Raw genomic sequence first — 21,402 nt, forward strand, 5'->3', positions numbered from 1 at the left:
GCGCTCGACGGGGCCTCTCGGCGAGGTCGGTCCGCTTGTCGGCTGTTGGCCTCTCGGAGAAGTCGGCTCGTTCGACCGCAGACGGGTCCCTTGGTGCAATCGGCCTCTGGGCGGCGGGCCGTTCACTGGGAGTCGTCGGTCCGCTCAGACTCAGCGATCGCCGGCCGGGGAGGACCGCCGGTTCGCGCCTCGTCAGGACGCCCGGGCCGCCTCGGTGCGTATGCGGAAGTCGGCCCAAGGGGTCACCACCAGCTCGTCGTTCATCTGCTCGTACCAGCCCCTGCCGTCGATCCAGGCGCGCAGCCAGTCCGTGAGGCTCGGGGCGTCGACGTACCACGCCTGGTCGGCGTCGTCGGCGTTCGGTTCGAAGAGGAGGACCGTGGCCTGCGGGCTGTGGCAGTCCACGCACGCGTACATCGCGCAGCCCCAGTGGGATATCGGCAGGACGCCTTCAGGCCAGGGCCAGTCGGGGTCCTTGCGGGCGCTCTCGCGGTTGGCGAGGTACTGGGTGACGGCGGCGGGCTCGCCGGCCGGAGGGCTGTCGAGCAGCGGCAGCAGGCCGTATTCCGGGCCGAATCCGCCGTCTCCTATGCGCAGATAGAGGTCGGCGAGCAGCGGGGGCAGGCCGAAGCCGAGGGCGGCCTCGGCGCGGGCCAGGGTGGCCGCGTCCACGGGCTCGGGGAGAGAAGTCCAGCCCCAGGGGCGGGTGTTACGGGCCTTCTCCGCCACCTTCGTCAGCAACTGCTCGATCTCGGTCATGCGTTCATGATGCAAGCCGCCACTGACAATCGCTCCGGCCTGTGGACAACCGCCGGGTTGTGGAAAACCCGCGACGGCTGTGCCCGCCCCGCTCCGCTAGTAACGCGACGAGAACGGCTGGTCCGTCGGGACGATTTCGCGGCCCAGCGGGAACAGCGACACGGGGATCAGCTTGAAGTTGGCGATGCCGAACGGGATGCCGATGATCGTGATGCACAGGGCGAGGCCGGTGATGATGTGGCCAAGGGCGAGCCACCAGCCCGCCAGGACCAGCCACAGGACGTTGCCGACACAGGAAGGGGCGCCGGCGTCGCGTCGCTCGACCGTGGTGTACCCGAAGGGCCACAGGGCGTACAGACCGATGCGGAAGGCCGCGATGCCGAAAGGGATGCCGATGATGGTGATGCACAGCAGCGCGCCCGCGAGCAGGTAGCCGAGGAACAACCAGAACCCGCTCAGGACGAGCCATATGACGTTCAGGATGGTCTTCACTGGTGGGGTCCTGCCATTTTCTCGAGTCGGGCGATACGGTCCGCCATCGGCGGGTGGGTCGAGAACATCTTGGAGAATCCCTGCCCCGGGCGGAAGGGGTTCGCGATCATCATGTGGCTCGCGGTCTCGATACGCGGCTCGGGGGGCAGCGGGAGCTGCTTGGTGCCCAGTTCGAGCTTGCGCAGGGCGCTCGCGAGGGCGAGCGGGTCGCCGGTGAGCTGGGCGCCGGACGCGTCGGCTTCGTACTCCCTGGAGCGGCTGATGGCCAGTTGGATGAGGGTGGCGGCGAGCGGGCCCAGGATCATGATCAGCAGCATGCCGAAGAGGCCGGGGCCGTCGTCGTCATCGGACCGGCCGATCGGGATCAGCCAGGCGAAGTTGACCAGGAACATGATCACCGAGGCGAGGGCGCCGGCGACCGACGAGATGAGGATGTCGCGGTTGTAGACGTGGCTGAGCTCGTGGCCGATGACGCCGCGCAGTTCGCGCTCGTCGAGGATGCGCAGGATGCCCTCGGTGCAGCACACGGCGGCGTTGCGCGGGTTGCGGCCCGTCGCGAACGCGTTCGGCGCCTCCGTGGGGGAGATGTAGAGACGGGGCATGGGCTGGCGTGCCTGGGTGGAGAGCTCGCGGACCATGCGGTACAGCCCCGGGGCCTCGAACTCGCTGACCGGCCGGGCACGCATCGCCCGTAGCGCCAGCTTGTCGCTGTTCCAGTACGTGTACGCGTTCGTGCCGAGCGCGATCAGGACCGCGACGACGAGCCCCATACGGCCGAAGAGGCTGCCGATGACGATGATGAGTGCGGACAGCCCCCCGAGGAGTACTGCGGTCCTGAGCCCGTTGTGCCGGCGGTGCACGGTACGCCCTCCAAGTGGTGCGGCAGGGGAACCCTTTGCTGGTCGATCTCCGATGCCACTGGTGCCGTGGTGTCACGTCCAGTGGACCCTTCCGTACTGGTCAACGCCAGGCGAGGGCCACGGGTTCCCTTGTGCGTTCGACGGCGGGCGTGGGCCGTCCGGGTGAAGGCGCCGGCACACGCCACGCGCGCGTGGGGTGCGAGTGCCCCACGCGCGCGTACCGGATGCGTGCAGGCTCAGAAGAGCCCGGTGTCGGCGAAGCGCAGGATCAGCTGGGGAGCTCCGGACAGGGCGATGCCGACGACGCCGGTGAGGGCCAGCGTGGCCGTCACGGGCGCGGGGACGAGGTGCTTGACGGGTTCACCCTCGGGGGCGCGGAACAGCAGGGCCGTCCACTGGAGGTAGTAGAACAGCGCGATCACGACGTTCACGGCCATGACCACGGCCAGCCAGCCGAGGCCCGCGTCGACGGCGGCGGAGAAGACGGTGACCTTGGCGAACAGGCCGATGATGCCCGGCGGGAGTCCGGCGAGGCAGAGCAGGAAGAACGCCAAAGTCAGGGCGGACAGCGGGTTGCGCGCGTACAGGCCCCGGTAGTCGCTGATCCGGTTGAGGGTCTTCGTACGGCCGACCAGTGCGGCCACCGCGAAGGCGCCGAGGTTCACGGCGGCGTACATCAGGGCGTAGGCGACGGTGGAGCCGATGGACCGCTCGGCGTCGTCGGAGTACGCGGCGGCGGCGATCGGCACCAGGAGGTAGCCGGCCTGGCCGACGGAGGACCAGGCGAGCAGCCGTACGGCGCTGTACGCGCGCGTGGCCTGCTGGCGCAGGGCGCCGACGTTGCCGACGGTCATGGTCAGGGCGGCCAGCGCCGCGAGGGCCGGGCCCCAGACGTCGGCGTACGCCGGGAGGGCGATGACCGTGACGAGGATCAGGCCGGTGAAGCCGACCGCCTTGCCGACGACCGACAGGTAGGCGGCGACCGGCAGGGGCGCCCCCACGTAGGTGTCCGGCACCCAGAAGTGGAAGGGCACGGCGGCCGTCTTGAAGGCGAAGCCGATGAGGGTGAGGACGACGCCGGCCTGGACGAGGGTCTGGAGCTGTCCGTCGACGTCCTGGATGCGCTCGGCGATCTGGGTGAGGTAGAGGGTGCCGGTGGAGGCGTACACGAAGCTGATGCCCATGAGGCTGACCGCCGTCGCGGTGACCGAGGACAGGAAGAACTTCAGGGCCGCCTCGGAGGACTTGCGGTCGCCGTGGCGGAGGCCGACCAGCGCGAAAGCGGGGAGGGAGGCGACTTCGAGGGCGACGATGAGGGTCGCCAGGTCCCGGGAGGCCGGCAGGAGGGCGGCTCCGGCGGCGGAGGAGAGCAGCAGGAACCAGAACTCCCCTTCGGGGAGTTCCTTGTCGGCGTCCTTGAGGGCGGTGACCGACAGGAGGGCCGCGAGGAGGGCTCCGCCGAGGACCAGGAACTGGATGACGAGGGTGAAGCGGTCGGCGGTGTAACTGCAGACGCCGGGGTCGCCGGTGAGGCAGAAGGTGGAGCGGTCGCCGTCCAGGAGGGGCAGCAGCAGAAGCGCGGAGGCGGCAAGGCCGACCACGGACGTCCAGCCGAGCAGGGCCTTCTTTCCCTCAGCGACGAACAGGTCGGCGACGAGGACCACGAGTCCGACGACCGCCGCGATGGTGGGCGGCGCGATGGCGAGCCAGTCGACGGACTGGACCACCGACTCGGCCAGGGGCTGGGCCAGGGGGCTCATCGGGGACCTCCTGCGAGGAGCTGCTGGACGGCCGGGTCGGTCAGGCCGAGGAGGGTCTTGGGCCACAGGCCGGCGACGACGGTGAGGGCGACGAGCGGGGTCCAGGCCGCGAACTCGTAACTCTGCACGTCGGCGAGGGTCGGGGCTTCCTGCGGTGCGGCGCCCATGCAGACTCGGCGGACCACGACGAGCAGGTACGCGGCGGTGAGCAGGGTGCCGAAGACGCCGATGGCCATGAAGGTGAGGAAGGCCGGGCGGCTGAGTCCGGCGGCGGGCTCGAACGCGCCGAACAGCGCCAGCATCTCGCCCCAGAACCCGGCGAGGCCCGGCAGCCCGAGGGAGGCGACCGCGGCGAAGGCGAGCAGGCCGCCGAGGCGGGGCGCCTTGCCGTAGAGCGCGGCGCCGGTCTCCTCGGCGAGGGTGTCGAGGTCGGTCGTGCCCGTGCGGTCCTTCAGCGCGCCGACCAGGAAGAAGAGCAGGCCGGTGATGAGGCCGTGGGCGATGTTCGCGAACAGGGCGCCGTTCAGGCCGGTCGGGGTCATCGTCGCGATGCCGAGCAACACGAAGCCCATGTGGCCGACGGAGGAGTAGGCGATGAGGCGCTTGAGGTCGCCCTTCGCGCCCCGCTTGGCGAGGGCCAGGCAGGCCAGGGATCCGTAGATGATCCCGACGACGGCGAAGGCGGCGAGGTACGGCGCGAAGGTGCGGAAGCCGTCGGGGGCGATGGGGAGGAGGATCCGGACGAACCCGTACGTACCCATCTTCAGCAGGACGCCGGCCAGCAGGACCGAGCCGACGGTCGGCGCGGCGGTGTGGGCGTCGGGCAGCCAGCTGTGCAGCGGCCACATCGGGGTCTTGACCGCGAGCCCGATCCCGATCGCCAAAACGGCGATGACCTGCACGGATGTGGTCAGTGGCCGGCCGTTGTCAGTGGCGAGTGCCACCATGTCGAACGTGCCCGCCTTGATGCCGATCAGGAGCAGGCCGAGCAGCATGACCACGGAGCCGAGCAGTGTGTAGAGGATGAACTTCCAGGCGGCCTCGGCCCGGCCCTCGCCGCCCCAGCGGGCAATGAGGAAGTACATCGGGATGAGGACCATCTCGAAGGCGAGGAAGAACAGGAGCAGGTCGAGGACGGCGAAGGTGGCGAGGGTGCCGGACTCCAGGACGAGCAGGAGTGCGACGAAGGCCTTCGGGGTCGGGCCCGCGGGCATCTTGAAGTACGAGTAGAGCGCGCAGAGGAAGGTCAGCAGCGCGGTCAGGACCAGAAGGGGGAGGGAAATGCCGTCGATGCCGAGATGGATACGCACGTCGAGTGCGGGGATCCAGCTGATGTCCGTGCCGGCCTGCATCTTCGACGGCTGGTCGTGGTCGAAGCCGAGCGCCAGGACGATCGCGGCGATGAGAACCCCGCCGGTGACCGTCACGCCGTGCCGCAGGACGGCCTGCTCGGGCGACTTCCCCTTCAGTCCGGGCGGGGCGGGCAGGAGGGCTGCGGCCGCGCCGAGGAGCGGGCCGACGACGACGAATGCCAGAAGGAACTGCATCACGGACTCGTTGATATCGATCACGCCTGCTCACGCTCCCGTGGCGACGAGGACGGCGGCGACCGCCAGGACGACGGTGCCGGCGAGCAGCGCGCTCACATAGGTCTGCACATTGCCGGTCTGGGCGCGCCGTACGGCGATGCCGAGCCAGCGGGGTAGGGCGCCCGCGCCGCGTACATAGGTGTCGACGACCTCGCGGTCGAGGAACCGGACGAGGCTCGCGCCCGCCTGGACGGGGCGCACGAACAACGCCCGGTACACCGCGTCGAGGTGGAAGCCGACGGCCGCGTGGCGGTGCAGCGGGCCGAGCAGCAGCCGGCCGGGGTCCGCCGGGTCGGGCGCGTAGGCCACTCCCCCGTACACGGGCGCGTGACTGGCGATGGCCTCGGCCTCGACCTGGGCGGCGTCGCCTTCGGGGTGGGCCGCGACCGCGCCCAGCGGGACGCGGGCCGCGAGCGCCGTGGTGTGCCGCCAGGCCGCGTAGGTGACGATGCCGCCGATGAGGGCGACGCCCGTGCCGAGGACGGACGTGGTGAGGGTCGGGGTGAGGTCGCGGCCGTCGAACCAGTCGGGGAGCACGCGGTAGGCGAGTGCGCCGACGGCGAGGGACGGGGCGGCGAGCATCCACAGCACCACGGTCATCGTCAGCGGCTGCCTGCCGTGGTCGGGGGCGTCGGCGCCCCGGCCGCGGAAGGCCAGCAGCCACAGGCGCATTGCGTAGGCGGCAGTGAGCAGGGCGGTGATCAGGCCTGCGATCAGGACCGTCCAGCCTGCGGCGCCGGGGGCCTGCTCGGTGTGGCCGGTGGCCACGTGCTCGGCGGCGCCGAGGACGGACTCCTTGGAGAAGAAGCCGCTGAACGGCGGGATCGCGGCGAGCGCGAGGAGCGCCACGGTCATCGTCCAGTAGGCGTCGGGGACGCGGGCGCGCAGGTGGCCCATGCGGGACATGGCGGCCAGCGAGTTGGTGCCGGCGGCGTGGATGATCACGCCGGCCGCGAGGAACAGCAGCGCCTTGAAGGCGCCGTGGGACAGGAGGTGGAAGACGGCGGCGCCGCGGTCGGCGACGGCGAGAGCCCCGGTCATGTAGCCGAGCTGGCCGATCGTCGAGTAGGCGAGGACGCGCTTGATGTCGTCCTGGGCGAGCGCGGCGAGACCAGAGCCGAGCATCGTGACCGCGGCCATGACGGCGAGGACGATCATCGCGGCCTGGGAGGCCGCGAAGACCGGGAGGAGACGGGCGATGAAGTAGACACCGGCGGCGACCATCGTCGCGGCGTGGATCAGCGCGGAGACGGGCGTCGGGCCCGCCATCGCGTCGGGGAGCCAGGTGTGCAGCGGGAACTGCGCCGACTTGCCCGCCACGCCAGCGAGGAGCAGCAGGGCGATCAGCGTCGGGTGGTCGAGGCCGCCGCTCGCGACGGTGCCGAGGACCTTGGTGATGCGGAACGACCCGGCATCGGTGGCCAGCGCGAACAGGCCGATGAGGAAGGGGACGTCACCGAGCTTGGTCACCAGGAAGGCCTTGATGGAGGCGGCGCGGGCCTCCGGGGTCTCCCAGTAGTGGCCGACCAAAAAGTACGAGCAGATGCCCATGATCTCCCAGCCGACCAGCAGCACCATCAGGTCGCCGGAGTAGACGACGAGCAGCATCGCGGAGGTGAACAGGGAGACGAGCGCGGCGTACGAGGGGTAGCGCGGGTCCTCGCGGAGGTAGCCCGTGGAGTAGGTCTGCACACAGGTGGCGACGACGCCGACCAGGACGGCGACGAGGGCGGCGAAGCCGTCGATGTGCAGGGCGAGCTCGATCGGGACCGAGCCGGTCGGGGTGAGTCCGGTGGCGGCGTCGATCGCCTGGTCGCCGCCCTGGCGCAGGGCGACCACCGTGGCGAGCACGAGGGACGCGAGCGTCGGCAGGACGGCGAGCGGGCGGACGAAGCCGGGGGCCGTGCGGCCCAGGAGCAGGCCCGCTGCGGCGCCGAGGAACGGCAGGAGGGGGACGAGTACGGCGAGGTTGGTCGTGGTCACGCGGTGGCCTCAGCCTTCTCGGCCTGCGGGGCCGTGAGGGCGTCGCGGTCGGGGCCGTCGGTGTCGTGGCTCTCGGCGGTGTCGCGGAGCTTGTCGATGTCCGAGGTGCCGCGGTTGCGGTAGACAGCGAGGACGATCGCCAGCCCGATGCCGATCTCGGCGGCGGCGATGGTGATGGTGAACAGGGTCAGGGCCTGGCCGGAGTGCAGGGTCTCCTCGGCGGTCTTGCTGAGCCAGACGTCGAAGGCGACCAGGTTGAGGTTGACGGCGTTGAGCATCAGCTCGACCGACATCAGGACCAGGATCGCGTTGCGGCGGGCGAGGACGCCGTACAGGCCGGTGCAGAACAGGAGGGCGGAGAGTACGGCGGGATAGGCGAGGTGCATCAGCGGGCGCCTTCCTGCTCGGACGGCTCAGTTCCCTCGGCCGAGCCATTTCGCCCGATCGGGTGATTGCGGGAATCCGGGACGGATGGGGAACTCCCGGTCACCGGCCGGGAGTTCACTGAGGGAGAGTCCGACTCCGCCTTAGCTTTGCGGGACAGGACGATCGCGCCGACCAGAGCGGCGAGGAGGAGGACGGAGAGAGCCTCGAAGGGGAGGACCCAGTTCTGGAAGAGGCTCTCGCCGGTGGCCTTGGTGGAGCCGGCGGCGGGGCCGTCGAGGTCGATCCACGTCGTGCGGAAGGCGTCGACGACCACCCAGATCAGGGTGCCCGCGGCGGCGACGGCCACGGCGAGGGCGGCCCAGCGGTTGCCGGAGTCGGCGTCCGGGGAGCGGCCGATGGGGGCCCTGGTGAGCATCAGACCGAACAGGAGGAGGACGACGACGGAACCGACGTAGATGAGGACCTGCACCCAGGCGATGAACTCGGCGGTGAGCAGGAGGTACTCCACGGCGAGTCCGCCGAGCGTGACCACCAGCCACAGGGCGGCGTGCACCAGCTGCCGGGTGGTGACGGTGACCAGGGCGGCGCCGAAGGTGACCAGACCGACGAGCAGGAAGGCGATCTCGACGCCGGTCGGGGAGAGGAAGCCGTGGGTTTCGGTGGCGGCCACGGGGGCCGGGCCCGCCGCGAGGAGACCGGCGGTTGCGGCGAGGGTCATTCCCGGCCCTCCTGCCTCGGCTGGTCGGTCTGCTGCTTGGACGCCCCCGCCGGCCGGGTGGGCTGCTCGGCGGCACGGGCCTGTTCCCGCGCATGCGGCTCGGTCGCTGCGGGGGCGGCGGGCTCGGCGGCTGCGGCCTGTTGCTGGGCCGCGAGCTTCTCGGCGGCCTTGCGGGCGGCGGCGATCTCCTTCGGTTCCTCCGCGCCGGGGTCGAGGGCGGGCGGGGCCGGGACGGTCCACATCCACTCGCGGAGCTTGTCGCGTTCGTGGGTGAGGTCGTGGATGTCGGTCTCGGCGTACTCGAACTCCGGGGACCAGAACAGGGCGTCGAAAGGACAGACCTCGATGCAGATACCGCAGTACATGCACAGGGAGAAGTCGATGGCGAAGCGGTCGAGGACGTTGCGGCTGCGTTCGCGGCCGCCGGGGGTCGCCGCCGGGATCGTCTCCTTGTGGGAGTCAATGTAGATGCACCAGTCCGGGCACTCGCGGGCGCACAGCATGCAGACCGTGCAGTTCTCCTCGAACAGGCCGATCACGCCGCGGGTGCGGGGCGGGAGGTCGGGCTGGGTGTCCGGGTACTGCGCGGTGACGGACCTCTTCGTCATCGTGCGGAGGGTGACGGCCAGGCCCTTGGCCAGGCCACTGCCGGGGAGGGGGGCCATGGTTACTGGATCACCACCTTGACGACGCCGGTGAGGGCGATCTGGGCGAGGGAGAGGGGGACGAGGAGGGTCCAGGACAGCTTCTGCAGCTGGTCCTCGCGCAGCCGCGGGTAGGTGACGCGGAGCCAGATCACGATGAAGGCGAGGACCGCGGTCTTGAGCAGGGTCCAGACCCAGCCGAGGCCGTCGGCGCCCAAGGGGCCGTGCCAGCCGCCCAGGAAGAGGACGGTGGTCAGGCCGCACAGGACGACGATTCCGGCGTACTCGGCGAGGAGGAAGAGGGCGAAGCGTAGGCCGGTGTACTCGGTGTAGGCGCCGAAGATGATCTCCGAGTCGGCGACGGGCATGTCGAACGGCGGGCGTTGCAGTTCGGCCAGCCCCGCCACGAAGAAGACGATCGCGCCGACGATCTGCCAGGGCAGCCACCACCACTCGAAGGCGTCGAGGATGCCAGGGAGGGAGACGGTGCCGGCGGCCATCGCGACGGAGGCGGCGGCCAGCAGCATCGGGAGTTCATAGGCGAGGAGCTGGGCGGCGGTGCGCAGGCCGCCGAGGAGGGAGAACTTGTTGGCGGAGGCCCAGCCGGCCATGAGCGAGCCGAGGACGCCGACGCCCATGACCGCGAGGACGAAGAAGATGCCCGCGTCGATGACCTCGCCGACCGCGCCCTCGCCCGGGCCGATGGGGATGGCGAGGAGGACGAGCAGGTAGGGGAGGAGGGCCACGGCCGGGGCGAGCTGGAAGATACGGCGGTCCGCGCCCGCCGGAACCACGTCCTCCTTCTGCGCGAACTTCACGCCGTCCGCGACGAGCTGGGCCCAGCCGTGGAAGCCGCCCGCGTACATCGGGCCGAGACGGCCCTGCATATGGGCCATCACCTTGTGCTCGGTCTGGCCGATGATCAAGGGGAACGTGAGGAAGACGACGAAGACGATCAGGAGTCGCAGGGTGACGTCGAGCGCGTCGTTCACTGCGTGCCTCCTGCGGGGTCTGTGCGGTCGTCGGTGGGGTCGGTGGGGCCATCGGTGGCGTCGGTGGGTTCTGCCGTGTCGGTCTCCGGGGAGGTCGCGGGCTTCGCGACGGTCTCCGACGCCGGCTCGGCCTCGGCCTCGGCCTTGGCCTCGGTCTGCGGCTCCGGCTCAGCTCGGCGCTCGGGCTCCGGTTCCTCGAAGGCCGGGCGGGCGTGGTGCCAGGGGGCGTCCGGGCTGCGGGGCGCGGCGGGGGGCTTCGGCGTGGCAGAGGGAGCCGAGGGCGGTGCGGCTGTGCCGTCCGCTTCAGCCGACGCCGCGTCAGCTGCGGCAGCCGCGTCGGAACCAGCCCGCTGGCTCGCCGAACCCCCGCTCGCGCTCCGCGCACGCCGTGGCGCTGCCGGTGCGCCGAGCGTGGTCGGCGGCGTGCCGGTGGCCGCCGGAGACGCGCCCGCCTCCGCCGCGGGCTCGGCTGCCACGGCGTCCGTCCCGCTGACGGCCCCCTCCGCCGTCGAAGCCGCGGCCCGCTGGCTCTCCGAACCTTCCGCTGCCGTCCGCGTGCGCCGCGGAGCGCCCGCCGCCGGGGCGCCGGCCGCAGGCGCGCCCGCCTGGCTCGCCGAGCCCTCGGCCGCCGTACGTGTCCGCCGCACCGGCCGCTCGCCCGCCGCCCGGGCCGGACGCTCCCCCGCCGCGCGCCCAGCGCCCCTGGCGGGACGGGCCGGGGCAGGGGGGAGCTGGCCCTTAAGGGGGCCCCACTCGTTCGGGTCGGGCACGCCCGGGGGCAGCATCTGGCGGCGCTTCGGACCCCCGTGTTCGGACTCGCCCGGTTCCTTCGCGCCGGGCCAGGCCTTGGCCACGCGAGCCGCGAGGACGAAGTCCTTGCGCAGAGGGTGGCCCTCGAAGCCCTCCGGCAGGAGCAGGTGGTCCAGGGCGGGGTGGTCGGCGAACACCACGCCGAACATCTCGTGGGTCTCGCGCTCGTGCCAGGCCGCGCCCGCGTACACGCCGACCGCGGAGGGCAGCGTCGGCGCCTCGTGCGGGACCGTCGTACGGACCAGCAGCCGCCGTACCGGAGAGAGGGCGGCGACGTGGGCCGCGACGCGGAATCCCGTGCCCGGTTCGTCAACCGCGCTCAGCCAGTCGAAGTAGGTACAGCCCAGCTCGTCGCGGGCCGCCTCCAGCGCCGCGATCCAGGACGCCGGGAGCACGTCGACCGTCAGGACCTCGTAGGACTCCTCAGCGGTGGCCTCCGGGCCGAAGAGGTCCTCCACGGGGGCGGGCAGCCAGCCGATCGTCGTCATCGGTCGGCCTCCCCCGCACCGCCGGTGCCCGCAACACCGGTGCCCGCACCGCCACCGGCACCGGCACCGCCACCGGCACCCGGCGCACCCGGACCCTGCACGAGCCCGCTCTGCAACGCCGCCGCGGAAGGCCGCGCCGCCCCGCTGCCGTACCGCTCCCCCAGCGACTCCCGGGCGATCTTCTCCTGCAGCTTCAGGATCCCCTGGAGCAGCGCCTCGGGGCGCGGCGGGCAGCCGGGGACGTAGACGTCCACCGGGATGATCTGGTCGACGCCCTTGGTGACGGAGTACGAGTCCCAGTACGGGCCGCCGCAGTTCGAGCAGGCCCCGAAGGAGATGACGTACTTCGGCTCGGGCATCTGTTCGTACAGGCGCTTCACGGCCGGGGCCATCTTGTCCGTCACCGTGCCGGAGACGACCATGAGGTCGGCCTGCCGGGGGCCGGGCGCGAAGGGGATCACGCCGAGCCGGATGAAGTCGTGGCGGGCCATCGAGGCGGCGATGAACTCGATCGCGCAGCAGGCGAGGCCGAAGTTGAAGACCCAGAGCGAGTAGCGGCGGCCCCAGTTGAGGATCACCTTCATCGGCTCGGGGGCCAGGCGGGCCAGCGCGCCCAGCCGCTTCGGCTCCGGCAACAGAACCGGCTGCCCGTTGGTGTCTGGCGTCACGTCCATGCCAGGACGCCCTTCTTGTATGCGTAGAGCAGGCCCACGGCCAGGAAGCCGAGGAAGACGAACATCTCGACGAGCGTGGTCGCGCCGTAGCCCGGGTCGGCGAAGACCGTGGCCCAGGGGAACAGGAAGATCGAGTCGATCGCGAAGATCACGTACAGGAAGGCGTAGACGTAGTAGCGGACCTGGGTGTGGGCCCAGCCCTCGCCGACGGGGTCGACGCCGCACTCGTACGTCAGGAGCTTCTCGGGGGTGGGGACCACGGGGCGCAGCAGACGGCCCGCGCCGAAGGCGACGGCGACGAACAGCACGCCGATGACGGCGAGCAGCCCGACGACCGAGTAGGACTGGAAGTAGTCCGCCGAGACGACGACGTAATCCGCATCCGCCGCGGCGACGACGGTCTGTTCCGACACGTCCGCCCCTCGCTCCCTGACCTCGTGACCGATGACCCAGGAACAGGTCCTGGGACCAGTGTCCTGCGACTCGTCCTACGACTCGTAATCTCGTGAACACCGCTGTTCGACGATATGTACGCACGGGAGTCTAGGCCCTGCTAAAGACACCGTAAGCAGCCCGTCACGCCTTGAGATCCCGTCGAGATGCGAGCGAGGTGGAGCTCACGCCGCCCGGGGTGGGGATTTCCCCCCGTAACGGCGGGCGGTCCGCCTCATGGCGCGGTGGCGCACCGCGCGGCACGCTAGCCCATATGACCGAACGCCCCAGCCCTTCGCCGGACGCCGCCCGGCCGTCCGACAGCGAGCAGCCGCCGCTGCCGCCCGCCCGTTTCGCCTACGACCGGCACACCTGGAAGGAGATCGCGCACCTCCTGGCGAACCTTCCGTTGGCGCTGCTCGGCTTCGTCTACGTCGTGACGGTGCTGTCCACCGGTGCCTTTCTGACCCTGACGGTGATCGGGTTCCCGGTGCTCGCGGCCGGGCTGATGGGCGCCCGTCAGCTGGGCAAGCTGGAGCGGGCACGCGCGCGTGCGCTGCTCGGGGTGCGGGTGGACGAGCCGAGCCCACTGCCGCTGCGGGGCGGCAAGAACGGCTTCTTCCCGCAGCTGTGGCTGGCACTGAAGGACCCGGTCGGCTGGCGCACGGTCCTGTACGACTTCATCCGCCTGCCCTGGGGCATCCTCACCTTCGTCGTCACGCTGGTCTCGCTGTTCGTGCTGTGGCCGGTGCTGCCGTTCATCGCGCGGGGCCTGGCCAACGCGGACCGGGCGATGGTGCGCGGCCTGCTGTCGCCCTCCGACGAGCTGGAGCGCCGTATCGCCGAGCTGGAGTCGGACCGGGGCGTCGTCGTCGACGCGGCCGCCGCCGATCTGCGCCGCATCGAGCGCGACCTGCACGACGGGGCGCAGGCCCGCCTGGTCAACCTGGCCATGGGGCTGGGCCTGGCCAAGGAGAAGCTCCTGGAGGATCCCGACTCGGCCGCCGCGATGGTCGCGGAGGCGCACGGCGAGGTGAAGCTCGCGCTGCAGGAACTGCGGGACCTGGCGCGCGGCATCCATCCGGCCGTCCTGACGGACCGCGGCCTGGACGCCGCCCTGTCGGCGGTCGCCTCGCGCTGCACGGTGCCGGTGAAGGTGACCGTGGACCTGATGTCCAGACCGGCCGCGGCCATCGAGGGCATCGCCTATTTCACCGTGTCCGAGCTGCTGCAGAACGTCAGCAAGCACAGCGGGGCGAAGTCGGCGTCGGTCGAGGTGTGGCGGTCCGACGACCGGCTGCTCATCCAGGTGGGGGACGACGGCCGCGGCGGCGCGCGCCTCGACGGCGGTACGGGCCTGCGGGGGCTGGCCGACCGGCTGGACGCCGTGGACGGCCTGTTCGTCGTCGAGTCACCCCAGGGCGGCCCTACGACCGTGACGGCGGAGCTGCCCTGGCGGGACCGCGTCCCCGGGCAGGGGTAGGGAAAACCCCCCGTTCGAGACGCCGACGGCCTCCATGGTCCACAGGCCTGCGGTCGAGGAGGGTGGAGGTACGACGGCACAGCCCCGGCGGGGCTGACGGGACGAGGAGAACGGACGACGCCGATGGCCACGGAGTACGGACAGGGCTACGGGAGCGGGCTCGGTTTCCCCGAGCGCGGCCCCGCGAGCGGCTTTCCCGAGCGCGGCGGCTCGCGACGGCACCGGCTGCCGGCCGGGCTGCGGGCGCCGTTCGAGGGACGCAGCTGGCGCGAGTTCGGGTATGTGCTGCTGGGCCTGCCGATCAGCATCCTGCTGTTCGTGTACGCCGTCACGATGGTGTCCCTGGGCGCGGGCCTGCTGGTGACCTTCCTGGGGATCCCGGTGCTCGCGGCGGCCCTCGCCGGCTGCCGCGGCTTCGGCGCGATGGAACGGGCACGCGCGCGTGCGCTGCTGCACCTGGAGGTCGCCGACCCGGAGCCGCTGCGGATGCGCCGGAGCGGGTTCATGGCGTGGATGGGCGCCGTACTGAAGAGCGGGACATCGTGGCGGAGCCTGCTGTACGCGGTCCTGCACTTCCCGTGGGCGGTGTTCTCCTTCGTCGTCGCCGTGAACGTCTGGGCGTACGGCTGGGCGTTGGTGACGTATCCGCTGTGGTTCTGGGTGTTCCCGGTGTGGGCCGGTCAGGACGGCCTTCAGCTCTACGGCGACGAGACCCACCGCATCTACCTCGACAACCCCTTCGAGATCACGGTCACCGCGCTGGTCGGGCTCCTCTTCACGTTGGCGACGCCCTGGATCGTGCGGGCGCTGACGATGGTGGACCGGCTGCTGGTGCACGGCCTGCTCGGGCCGTCCCGGCTGGCCACGCGTGTGGTGGAGCTGGAGTCCGACCGAGGTGTCGTGGTCGATACGGCCGCCGCCGATCTGCGGCGCATAGAGCGCGACCTGCACGACGGCGCGCAGGCCCGCCTGGTTGCCCTGGCCATGGATCTGGGCCTGGCGAAGGAGAAGCTGGCGGAGGACCCGCAGGCGGCAGCGCGCATGGTGGACGAGGCACACGGCGAGGTGAAGACGGCACTGCAGGAGCTGCGGGATCTGGCGCGCGGCATCCATCCGGCGGTCCTGACCGACCGGGGGCTGGACGCGGCCCTGTCGGCGGTGGCCTCCCGGTGCGCGGTGCCGGTGGAGGTGCAGGTCGATCTGGAGGAGCGGCCGGTGCCGGCGATCGAGGGGATCGCGTACTTCACGGTGTCGGAGCTCCTGCAGAACATCAGCAAGCACTCGCGGGCCACCTGGGCGGCGGTGGATGTGTGGCGGGTGGAGAACCGGCTGATGCTGCAGGTGGTGGACAACGGGATCGGGGGCGCCGCTGTCTCCGGGGGGTCGGGGCTGACGGGGCTGGCGGAGCGGTTGGACGCGGTGGACGGGATTCTGGTGGTGGATTCACCGGTCGGGGGGCCTACTCGGGTCACGGCGGAGCTGCCCTGGCGGACGGTGTAGGGGCTGTGTAGTTCGGGCTGCGCTATTCGGGGTGTGCCGTTCGGCCCGCTGCGGTGAGGATCCGGCTCCGGTTGATTCGGGGCCGGATTTCCGCTTGGCCGCAAGTACTCACTGCTGCCCGCAAGCATTTCCTGCTGCCCGCAAGCATTTCCTCCTGTCCGCACGCACTTCGGCTCTCCGCAAGCACTTCCTTGCTGTCAGCGAGTCCTGCTGCCCGCATGCACCGCCCGTTGTCCGTAAGCGCCCCCTGAACATGCGCCCCGGAACACGTCCTCAGTGCCCGCGCACTTCAACAGGGGCGGGCAGGTTATCCACAGGCCCGGTAACGAAGAGCCGATCGCGGGATACTGAGGTCGCAAGGGACGACAGGGCCGGGGATCGCTCGGCCGAATGCCAAGGTTCGGGGGGCCGAGGATCGTGAGGGACAGAGTGCGGGTGGTCATCGCCGAGGACTCGGTGCTGCTCAGGGAGGGGCTCACCCGGCTGTTGACCGACCGTGGGCATGACGTCGTGGCGGGGGTCGGAGACGGCGACGCGCTGATCAAGACGATCACAGAGCTGGATGCCCAGGGCGAGCTGCCGGACGTGGTGGTCGCGGACGTACGGATGCCGCCGACGCACACCGACGAAGGGGTGCGAGCGGCCGTGCAGCTGCGGAAGGCACACCCGGGACTTGGGGTACTCGTACTGTCGCAGTACGTGGAGGAGCGGTACGCCACGGAGCTGCTGGCCGGGTCCAGCCGCGGAGTCGGCTATCTGCTCAAGGACCGGGTTGCGGAGGTTCGGGAGTTCGTGGACGCGGTCGTGCGGGTGGCCGAAGGAGGCACGGCCCTCGACCCGGAGGTGGTCGCGCAGCTGCTGGGCCGCAGCCGTAAGCAGGACGTGCTCGCGGGGCTCACCCCGCGGGAGCGGGAGGTCCTGGGGCTCATGGCCGAGGGGCGGACCAACTCGGCGATCGCCCGGCAGCTGGTGGTGAGCGACGGAGCCGTCGAGAAGCACGTCAGCAACATCTTCCTGAAGCTCGGGCTGTCGCAGAGCGACGGGGATCACCGACGTGTTCTGGCGGTCCTCACCTATCTGAACTCCTGACGGCCAGAACCAGGGAACGAGCGGGGAGCGTCTTTAGCAAGCGCCGGGGGGCGTGTAGATCATGACAAGTCAGGGTGGCGAAGCGTCTCAAAATCATGTCCGTCATGCGAATGGCCCCGGGAGGGCGACCTTTGCGGACGTAGGGTTGATCCTGGGAAGGCTTGCGGGAAGGCCATGCCCAGACAGCCGCCTCGAGGGAGGTCCAGTTCAGTGACCAGCCAGGTCAGTAGCCCAGCGGAGCAGGCCGACGAAGCCGTCGTGGGAGAGCAGCGCAAACCGGCAGGGACGAAGGACGTCCGCCGGCTGGACCGGGTGATCATTCGTTTCGCGGGGGACTCGGGCGACGGTATGCAGCTCACCGGCGACCGCTTCACCTCGGAAACGGCGTCCTTCGGCAACGACCTGTCGACGCTGCCGAACTTCCCGGCCGAGATCCGGGCCCCCGCCGGCACCCTGCCGGGCGTGTCCTCCTTCCAGCTGCACTTCGCCGACCACGACATCCTGACTCCGGGCGACGCGCCGAACGTGCTGGTCGCGATGAACCCGGCCGCTCTGAAGGCGAACATCGGCGATCTGCCGCGCGGCGCGGAGATCATCGTCAACACGGACGAGTTCACCAAACGAGCGATGCAGAAGGTGGGCTACGAGACCTCGCCGCTGGACGACGGGTCGCTCGACGGTTACAGCCTCCACCCGGTGCCGTTGACGACACTGACCGTCGAGGCGCTGAAGGAGTTCGACCTCACCCGCAAGGAGGCCGAACGCAGCAAGAACATGTTCGCGCTGGGCCTGCTGAGCTGGATGTACCACCGCCCGACCGAGGGCACCGAGAAGTTCCTGAAGTCGAAGTTCGCCAAGAAGCCCGACATCGCGGCCGCCAACATCGCCGCCTTCCGCGCGGGCTGGAACTTCGGCGAGACGACCGAGGACTTCGCCGTCTCCTACGAGATCGCCCCGGCCACCACGGCCTTCCCGGTCGGCACCTACCGGAACATCTCCGGGAACCTCGCCCTGTCCTACGGACTGGTCGCCGCGTCCCGCCAGGCGGACCTGCCGCTGTTCCTGGGCTCGTACCCGATCACCCCGGCCTCGGACATCCTGCACGAGCTGAGCAAGCACAAGAACTTCGGCGTACGGACGTTCCAGGCCGAGGACGAGATCGCCGGCATCGGCGCGGCGCTGGGCGCGGCCTTCGGCGGCTCGCTGGCGGTGACCACGACCTCCGGCCCCGGTGTGGCGCTGAAGTCGGAGACCATCGGGCTCGCGGTCTCCCTGGAGCTGCCGCTGCTGATCGTCGACATCCAGCGCGGCGGCCCGTCGACCGGTCTGCCGACCAAGACCGAGCAGGCGGACCTGTTGCAGGCGATGTTCGGCCGCAACGGCGAGGCGCCGGTCCCGGTGATCGCCCCGCGCACCCCGGCCGACTGCTTCGACGCGGCCCTGGAGGCGGCGCGGATCGCGCTGACGTACCGCACGCCGGTGATGCTGCTGTCGGACGGCTATCTGGCCAACGGCTCCGAGCCCTGGCGGATCCCGGAGCTGGACGAGCTGCCGGATCTGACCGTGCAGTTCGCGCAGGGGCCGAACCACACCCTGGAGGACGGCAGCGAGGTCTTCTGGCCGTACAAGCGGGACCCGCAGACCCTCGCCCGGCCATGGGCGATCCCGGGCACGCCGGGCCTGGAGCACCGCATCGGCGGCATCGAGAAGGAGGACGGCACGGGCAACATCTCCTACGCCCCGGCCAACCACGACTTCATGGTCCGCACGCGCCAGGCCAAGATCGACGGCATCGAGGTGCCGGACCTGGAGGTCGACGACCCGCACGAGGCGAAGACGCTGGTGCTGGGCTGGGGGTCGACGTACGGCCCGATCACCGCCGCGGTCCGCCGCCTGCGCAGTGCCGGCGAGTCCATCGCGCAGGCGCATCTGCGCCACCTGAACCCGTTCCCGCGCAACCTGGGCGTGGTACTCGGACGCTACGAGAAGGTGGTGATCCCCGAGATGAACCTCGGGCAGCTCGCCACTCTGGTCCGGGCGAAGTACCTGGTGGACGCCCACTCGTACAACCAGGTCAACGGCATGCCGTTCAAGGCCGAACAGCTCGCCAAGGCGCTCAAGGAGGCCATCGATGGCTGAGACGTCCACGGAAGGCACGGGCACGATCGAGGCACTCTCGCTCGTCCCCAAGGCCGAGGCACGCCAGTCCATGAAGGACTTCAAGTCCGATCAGGAAGTGCGCTGGTGCCCCGGCTGCGGTGACTACGCGATCCTGGCCGCGGTCCAGGGCTTCATGCCGGAGCTGGGACTGGCCAGGGAGAACATCGTCTTCGTCTCTGGCATCGGCTGTTCGTCGCGCTTCCCGTACTACATGAACACGTACGGCATGCACTCCATCCACGGCCGCGCGCCCGCGATCGCGACGGGCCTCGCCACGTCGCGGCGGGACCTGAGCGTGTGGGTGGTCACGGGCGACGGTGACGCGCTGTCGATCGGCGGCAACCACCTGATCCACGCCCTGCGCCGTAACGTCAACCTCAAGATCCTGCTGTTCAACAACCGGATCTACGGCCTGACGAAGGGCCAGTACTCGCCCACCTCCGAGGTCGGCAAGATCACCAAGTCGACGCCGATGGGCTCGCTGGACGCGCCCTTCAACCCGGTGTCGCTGGCGATCGGCGCGGAGGCGTCCTTCGTGGCGCGCACGGTGGACTCCGACCGCAAGCACCTCACGCAGGTGCTGCGCGAGGCGGCTGCCCACCGGGGTACGGCGCTGATCGAGATCTACCAGAACTGCAACATCTTCAACGACGGCGCCTTCGATGTCCTCAAGGACAAGCAGCAGGCCGAGGAGGCGGTGATCCGCCTGGAGCACGGGCAGCCGATCCGCTTCGGCGCCGACGGTGCGCGCGGGGTGGTCCGCGATCCGCAGACCGGCGACCTGAAGGTCGTCACTGTGACGCCGGAGAACGAGGCGCAGGTCCTGGTCCACGACGCCCACTCCGCGTCCGCGACCACGGCCTTCGCGCTGTCCCGCCTGGCCGACCCGGACACCCTGCACCACACCCCGATCGGTGTGTTCCGCTCGGTGGACCGTCCGGTGTACGACACCCAGATGGCCGACCAGCTGGACGCGGCGATCGAGCAGAACGGCAAGGGGGATCTGGCGGCGCTGCTGGCCGGTGGGGACACCTGGACGGTGGTGGGCTGACCGGCGGTTCGACGACCGAGTGAGGGCCTGGGTGTCGTACGGCACCCAGGCCCTCGGCGTCGGTGTCGGCGTTGGCCTTGGCGGTTGCTTTGGCGTTGGCGTTGGGGAGCGTCAGGACGAGCACACGGTCAGGTTCCGCCCCGGCGCCTCCGTCAGGATCCGCTCCGGCGCGCGTCGTACGTCTCCCGCGCCTTCTGCACCTCCCCCATCCGCCGCTCGGTCCACATCGCCAGCCCCCGCACCTGTTCCGCCGCCTCGCGGCCCAGGTCGGTCAGGGAGTAGTCGACCCTCGGGGGGATCACCGGCTTGGCGTCGCGGTGGACGAGGCCGTCGCGTTCCAGGGTCTGGAGGGTCTGGGTCAGCATCTTCTCGCTGACCCGGCCGATCGCCCGGCGCAGTTCGCTGAAGCGGTAGGGGCGTTCCAGGAGCTCGATCAGGACCAGGACGCCCCAGCGGCTGGTGACGTGCTCCAGGACCATGCGGTACGGGCACATCGCCTCGCCGGTGTCGTACGTGCTCGTCTTCGCGCCTGCCTCGGTACTTACTGCCACACCAGTACCTTACTTCAAAGTGGGTACTTTCGAACAGTTAGCGCACCTCCTAGGGTTAGTGCCAACGCACCCCACAAGGAGTTACGCATGAGCATCGTCGTCACCGGAGCCACCGGACACCTGGGCCGCCACGTCATCGAGCAGCTGCTGGAGAAGGTTCCGGCCGACCAGGTCACCGCAGTCGTCCGCACCCCCGAGAAGGCCGCCGACCTCGCCGAGCGCGGCGTGAAGATCGCCGTCGCCGACTACAGCGCGCCAGAGACCTTCGACGGACTGTTCGCGGCCGGCGACAAGGTGCTGCTCATATCCGGCAGCGAGGTCGGCAACGACCGCGTCGGCCAGCACCAGGTCGTCATCGACGCCGCCAAGGCCGCCGGTGTCGCACTGCTCGCCTACACCAGCGCCCCCGGCAGCCTGACGGCCGCCCTCGCCGACGACCACCGGGGCACCGAGAAGGTGCTCCTGGAGTCGGGCCTGCCGCACACGCTGCTGCGCAACGGCTGGTACCACGAGAACTACACCGAGAACCTCGCCCTGGTCCTCCAGTACAACGCGGTCACCCACGCTGCCGGCGAGGGCCGTCTCTCCTCCGCCGCGCGCGCCGACTACGCGGCCGCCGCCGTCGCCGTACTGACCGGCGAGGGGCACGAGAACCAGACGTACGAGCTGGGCGGCGACGTGGCCTGGAGCTTCGCCGAGTACGCCGCCGAGCTGAGCCGGCAGACCGGCAGGGAGATCGCCAACAACGCGGTCTCCGTCGAGGCCTTCACCGGCATCCTGACCGGCGCGGGGATGCCCGAGCCGTTCGCCGCGATCCTTGCCGGTGTGGACGCCTCCATCGAGAAGGGCGAGCTGGTCGTCGACAGCGGGGACCTGTCCCGCCTGGCCGGCCGCCCGACCACTCCGCTCGCCGAGGCGATCTCGGCCGCTCTCAAGGGCTGAATCCCCCTTCCCCACGGGGCCCACTCCGCCTGTCATGA

General features: G+C 70.7%; 20 protein-coding genes. 6 read left to right on the plus strand and 14 right to left on the minus strand.

Features of this window, described 5'->3' with window-relative positions:
* Positions 1-192: 192 nt before the first annotated feature.
* The 13 genes from AQI70_RS19400 to AQI70_RS19460 all read right to left on the minus strand — a co-directional run bounded on the left by AQI70_RS19400 (position 193) and on the right by AQI70_RS19460 (position 12,569).
* On the minus strand, positions 193-759 hold the full coding sequence (locus AQI70_RS19400) for an SMI1/KNR4 family protein (protein WP_062151452.1): 567 nt from the start codon (positions 757-759) through the stop codon (positions 193-195).
* 96 nt (positions 760-855) lie between these two features.
* The gene (locus AQI70_RS19405) at positions 856-1,251 is read right to left on the minus strand and encodes a YccF domain-containing protein (protein WP_062151455.1); all 396 of its coding nucleotides are present in this window, start codon (positions 1,249-1,251) and stop codon (positions 856-858) included.
* The gene (htpX, locus tag AQI70_RS19410) at positions 1,248-2,111 is read right to left on the minus strand and encodes a zinc metalloprotease HtpX (RefSeq protein ID WP_062151457.1); all 864 of its coding nucleotides are present in this window, start codon (positions 2,109-2,111) and stop codon (positions 1,248-1,250) included. Before htpX ends, AQI70_RS19405 begins: the two co-directional genes overlap by 4 nt.
* 236 nt (positions 2,112-2,347) lie before the next feature.
* The gene (locus AQI70_RS19415; protein ID WP_062151461.1) at positions 2,348-3,871 is read right to left on the minus strand and encodes an NADH-quinone oxidoreductase subunit N; all 1,524 of its coding nucleotides are present in this window, start codon (positions 3,869-3,871) and stop codon (positions 2,348-2,350) included.
* Positions 3,868-5,442 (minus strand): complex I subunit 4 family protein, encoded by a 1,575-nt coding sequence (locus AQI70_RS19420; protein WP_062151464.1) that lies wholly within the window; start codon positions 5,440-5,442, stop codon positions 3,868-3,870. The genes AQI70_RS19415 and AQI70_RS19420 overlap by 4 nt, the downstream gene beginning before the upstream one ends.
* A gap of 6 nt (positions 5,443-5,448) precedes the next feature.
* Positions 5,449-7,443, minus strand: a complete 1,995-nt coding sequence (locus tag AQI70_RS19425) for an NADH-quinone oxidoreductase subunit 5 family protein (RefSeq protein WP_062151467.1) — start codon at positions 7,441-7,443, stop codon at positions 5,449-5,451.
* A complete protein-coding gene (gene nuoK, locus AQI70_RS19430) occupies positions 7,440-7,829 on the minus strand; it encodes an NADH-quinone oxidoreductase subunit NuoK (protein ID WP_062151469.1) in 390 nt (129 codons plus the stop codon). Before nuoK ends, AQI70_RS19425 begins: the two co-directional genes overlap by 4 nt.
* Complete coding sequence (locus AQI70_RS19435) at positions 7,829-8,548, minus strand: NADH-quinone oxidoreductase subunit J family protein (RefSeq protein WP_062151472.1); 720 nt, start codon at positions 8,546-8,548, stop codon at positions 7,829-7,831. The genes nuoK and AQI70_RS19435 overlap by 1 nt, the downstream gene beginning before the upstream one ends.
* The gene (locus tag AQI70_RS19440) at positions 8,545-9,213 is read right to left on the minus strand and encodes a NuoI/complex I 23 kDa subunit family protein (RefSeq protein ID WP_062151475.1); all 669 of its coding nucleotides are present in this window, start codon (positions 9,211-9,213) and stop codon (positions 8,545-8,547) included. The genes AQI70_RS19435 and AQI70_RS19440 overlap by 4 nt, the downstream gene beginning before the upstream one ends.
* A 2-nt stretch (positions 9,214-9,215) precedes the next feature.
* The gene (locus AQI70_RS19445) at positions 9,216-10,184 is read right to left on the minus strand and encodes a complex I subunit 1/NuoH family protein (protein ID WP_062151478.1); all 969 of its coding nucleotides are present in this window, start codon (positions 10,182-10,184) and stop codon (positions 9,216-9,218) included.
* The gene (locus AQI70_RS19450; RefSeq protein ID WP_062151481.1) at positions 10,181-11,482 is read right to left on the minus strand and encodes an NADH-quinone oxidoreductase subunit C; all 1,302 of its coding nucleotides are present in this window, start codon (positions 11,480-11,482) and stop codon (positions 10,181-10,183) included. Before AQI70_RS19450 ends, AQI70_RS19445 begins: the two co-directional genes overlap by 4 nt.
* Positions 11,479-12,156, minus strand: coding sequence for an NADH-quinone oxidoreductase subunit B (locus AQI70_RS19455; protein WP_062151483.1), 678 nt, complete (start codon positions 12,154-12,156; stop codon positions 11,479-11,481). The genes AQI70_RS19450 and AQI70_RS19455 overlap by 4 nt, the downstream gene beginning before the upstream one ends.
* Positions 12,147-12,569: an NADH-quinone oxidoreductase subunit A gene (locus AQI70_RS19460; RefSeq protein ID WP_003998885.1), complete on the minus strand. Its 423-nt coding sequence runs from the start codon at positions 12,567-12,569 to the stop codon at positions 12,147-12,149. The genes AQI70_RS19455 and AQI70_RS19460 overlap by 10 nt, the downstream gene beginning before the upstream one ends.
* 293 nt (positions 12,570-12,862) lie before the next feature.
* Here AQI70_RS19460 and AQI70_RS19465 point away from each other — a divergent pair, with 293 nt between their 5' ends.
* From AQI70_RS19465 to AQI70_RS19485, 5 genes are all read left to right on the plus strand, one after another.
* Positions 12,863-14,071 carry a sensor histidine kinase gene (locus AQI70_RS19465; RefSeq protein ID WP_062151486.1) on the plus strand — a complete coding sequence of 403 codons (1,209 nt, stop codon included), beginning with the start codon at positions 12,863-12,865 and terminating at the stop codon, positions 14,069-14,071.
* Between the two features lie 123 nt (positions 14,072-14,194).
* Positions 14,195-15,571, plus strand: a complete 1,377-nt coding sequence (locus AQI70_RS19470; protein ID WP_062151489.1) for a sensor histidine kinase — start codon at positions 14,195-14,197, stop codon at positions 15,569-15,571.
* Positions 15,572-15,961: 390 nt separating this feature from the next.
* Positions 15,962-16,660: a LuxR C-terminal-related transcriptional regulator gene (locus AQI70_RS19475; protein ID WP_279616760.1), complete on the plus strand. Its 699-nt coding sequence runs from the start codon at positions 15,962-15,964 to the stop codon at positions 16,658-16,660.
* A 210-nt stretch (positions 16,661-16,870) separates the two neighbouring features.
* The gene (locus tag AQI70_RS19480) at positions 16,871-18,799 is read left to right on the plus strand and encodes a 2-oxoacid:acceptor oxidoreductase subunit alpha (protein WP_062151493.1); all 1,929 of its coding nucleotides are present in this window, start codon (positions 16,871-16,873) and stop codon (positions 18,797-18,799) included.
* Positions 18,792-19,871, plus strand: coding sequence for a 2-oxoacid:ferredoxin oxidoreductase subunit beta (locus tag AQI70_RS19485; RefSeq protein ID WP_062151496.1), 1,080 nt, complete (start codon positions 18,792-18,794; stop codon positions 19,869-19,871). Before AQI70_RS19480 ends, AQI70_RS19485 begins: the two co-directional genes overlap by 8 nt.
* 152 nt (positions 19,872-20,023) lie before the next feature.
* Here AQI70_RS19485 and AQI70_RS19490 read toward each other — a convergent pair whose 3' ends face one another.
* Complete coding sequence (locus tag AQI70_RS19490) at positions 20,024-20,365, minus strand: winged helix-turn-helix transcriptional regulator (protein ID WP_107117042.1); 342 nt, start codon at positions 20,363-20,365, stop codon at positions 20,024-20,026.
* 144 nt (positions 20,366-20,509) lie between these two features.
* Here AQI70_RS19490 and AQI70_RS19495 point away from each other — a divergent pair, with 144 nt between their 5' ends.
* Positions 20,510-21,364, plus strand: a complete 855-nt coding sequence (locus tag AQI70_RS19495; RefSeq protein ID WP_062151501.1) for an SDR family oxidoreductase — start codon at positions 20,510-20,512, stop codon at positions 21,362-21,364.
* The last annotated feature ends 38 nt before the right edge of the window (positions 21,365-21,402 follow it).

Source organism: Streptomyces curacoi (assembly GCF_001513975.1).
GTDB lineage: Bacteria > Actinomycetota > Actinomycetes > Streptomycetales > Streptomycetaceae > Streptomyces > Streptomyces curacoi.

Bases quoted from the DNA above. Each gene is read 5' to 3' on its own strand.
- AQI70_RS19440 (WP_062151475.1), bottom strand. From the start codon at position 9,213: ATGGCCCCCCTCCCCGGCAGTGGCCTGGCCAAGGGCCTGGCCGTCACC.
- AQI70_RS19475 (WP_279616760.1), top strand. From the start codon at position 15,962: ATGCCAAGGTTCGGGGGGCCGAGGATCGTGAGGGACAGAGTGCGGGTG.
- AQI70_RS19450 (WP_062151481.1), bottom strand. From the start codon at position 11,482: ATGACGACGATCGGCTGGCTGCCCGCCCCCGTGGAGGACCTCTTCGGC.
- AQI70_RS19485 (WP_062151496.1), top strand. From the start codon at position 18,792: ATGGCTGAGACGTCCACGGAAGGCACGGGCACGATCGAGGCACTCTCG.
- AQI70_RS19455 (WP_062151483.1), bottom strand. From the start codon at position 12,156: ATGGACGTGACGCCAGACACCAACGGGCAGCCGGTTCTGTTGCCGGAG.
- AQI70_RS19400 (WP_062151452.1), bottom strand. From the start codon at position 759: ATGACCGAGATCGAGCAGTTGCTGACGAAGGTGGCGGAGAAGGCCCGT.
- AQI70_RS19415 (WP_062151461.1), bottom strand. From the start codon at position 3,871: ATGAGCCCCCTGGCCCAGCCCCTGGCCGAGTCGGTGGTCCAGTCCGTC.
- AQI70_RS19495 (WP_062151501.1), top strand. From the start codon at position 20,510: ATGAGCATCGTCGTCACCGGAGCCACCGGACACCTGGGCCGCCACGTC.
- AQI70_RS19470 (WP_062151489.1), top strand. From the start codon at position 14,195: ATGGCCACGGAGTACGGACAGGGCTACGGGAGCGGGCTCGGTTTCCCC.
- AQI70_RS19465 (WP_062151486.1), top strand. From the start codon at position 12,863: ATGACCGAACGCCCCAGCCCTTCGCCGGACGCCGCCCGGCCGTCCGAC.
- AQI70_RS19490 (WP_107117042.1), bottom strand. From the start codon at position 20,365: ATGTGCCCGTACCGCATGGTCCTGGAGCACGTCACCAGCCGCTGGGGC.
- AQI70_RS19435 (WP_062151472.1), bottom strand. From the start codon at position 8,548: ATGACCCTCGCCGCAACCGCCGGTCTCCTCGCGGCGGGCCCGGCCCCC.
- nuoK (WP_062151469.1), bottom strand. From the start codon at position 7,829: ATGCACCTCGCCTATCCCGCCGTACTCTCCGCCCTCCTGTTCTGCACC.